The organism is Anaerosphaera multitolerans, assembly GCF_004006535.1.
GTDB lineage: Bacteria > Bacillota > Clostridia > Tissierellales > Peptoniphilaceae > Anaerosphaera > Anaerosphaera multitolerans.
In genome coordinates this window covers 1-1,246 of the sequence record NZ_RLIH01000040.1, presented here as the reverse complement: position 1 = coordinate 1,246, position 1,246 = coordinate 1, and the positions used below count along the sequence as shown (strand labels likewise).

The 1,246-nt window shown below is 25.7% G+C and carries 3 protein-coding genes; 1 reads left to right on the top strand and 2 read right to left on the bottom strand.

All coding sequences use genetic code 11. The features are described from left to right. Window positions 1-235: 235 nt before the first annotated feature. On the top strand, window positions 236-364 hold the full coding sequence (locus tag EF514_RS10685; RefSeq protein WP_164845599.1) for a helix-turn-helix domain-containing protein: 129 nt from the start codon (window positions 236-238) through the stop codon (window positions 362-364). A 172-nt stretch (window positions 365-536) separates the two neighbouring features. Here the strand turns inward: EF514_RS10685 and EF514_RS10680 are convergent, their stop codons facing one another. Together EF514_RS10680 and EF514_RS10675 are read right to left on the bottom strand one after the other, a co-directional pair. After that, the gene (locus EF514_RS10680) at window positions 537-737 is read right to left on the bottom strand and encodes a hypothetical protein (RefSeq protein WP_127725433.1); all 201 of its coding nucleotides are present in this window, start codon (window positions 735-737) and stop codon (window positions 537-539) included. Window positions 738-768: 31 nt separating this feature from the next. Next, window positions 769-1,170, bottom strand: a complete 402-nt coding sequence (locus tag EF514_RS10675; protein ID WP_127725432.1) for a hypothetical protein — start codon at window positions 1,168-1,170, stop codon at window positions 769-771. Between the last annotated feature and the right edge of the window lie 76 nt (window positions 1,171-1,246).

The window sequence follows — 1,246 nt, the reverse complement described above, 5'->3', positions numbered from 1 at the left end:
CCTAAGGAATATTACTCCTTAGGCTCTTTCAATTCTTCTGTATAAGTATTATTTATTACATTTCCTTCTTCTCGTTTGCTGTCTATAAATCCCTCGGCCAAGATATAAGCAATTAACCTAAACAACTATGTTTTAATTATCGAACATTGATTGTAATAGATATTTTTAACGTTACCTTTTTTGATAAAATAATGAGAATGAAAGTTCAAAACAAATTTTATTTAAACAAAGATTAATGAAAGGAATCTCACAAAATGACTTGGCTAAATTATGTAACTTAAATCAATCTACTATTAAAGATTATGAAATTGGAAATTTAAGAAATGAAGAAACTTATAATTATATTTTGAGTAAATTAAAATAAGAGTACCCTAATTGATACTCTTATTCTAATTTTTTTGTCTTTCTTTAATTAAACCTTCAAGTTTTTGTACATTTTTCTGTATTCACATTAATTACTATGACATTGTAGATATTTTGACAAAATGCACAAACAATTAAAAGGTGGCAATGATATTTAATTGAGTAATAACAGATTAGTTTTTTTTATCGGTATCCTCTTCTTCATTTTTTTCTATAAATGGCTGTCCAAAAACAAAGATAGAAATTGCATTTGTGATTATCCTTAGCAAAGTGATTATAAACTTATTAATTCTACTTTCTCTAGCAATAAAAAATAATAAAGTTAATAACATTATTATAAATCCGCCTATACCAACATGTACTAAATCTATCATTATCTACTCCTTATCTCAAATAAATTTAATATTATCTATCATGAACAACTATATAATTATTATCTTCAGCCCATCTACAAAAATCTGACCAGTTTTCTTTTATGATCCCAACCTTTTCACTCATAGGCATTCCCCAGAAAGGAGCTCCAGTATAATTAGCAATAAAATATTGAAGTTTATCACCGAAATAATTGATAGCCTTATATATAAGATCTATCATTGCCGGACTAACCATTCTAGTAGAAATTTCCTCATCATATTCTTCATCAGTATATATAAAGTCAAGCTCATTGATATAAACATTATCTATATCTTCATTTATTTTAACAGCACTTTCTTCACAATCAATTTCTTCATTTGCAAAAACAGATATTGGCATTAATAATTGTGTTGCAGCTAAACCTATACATAAAACTTTTTTAATCTTTTTCATTTACTTGTCTCCTTAATTTTACATTCTTTTATTTTTTATGTAAATACTTTTGATGTCTCTTTATAGTTTGCAAACT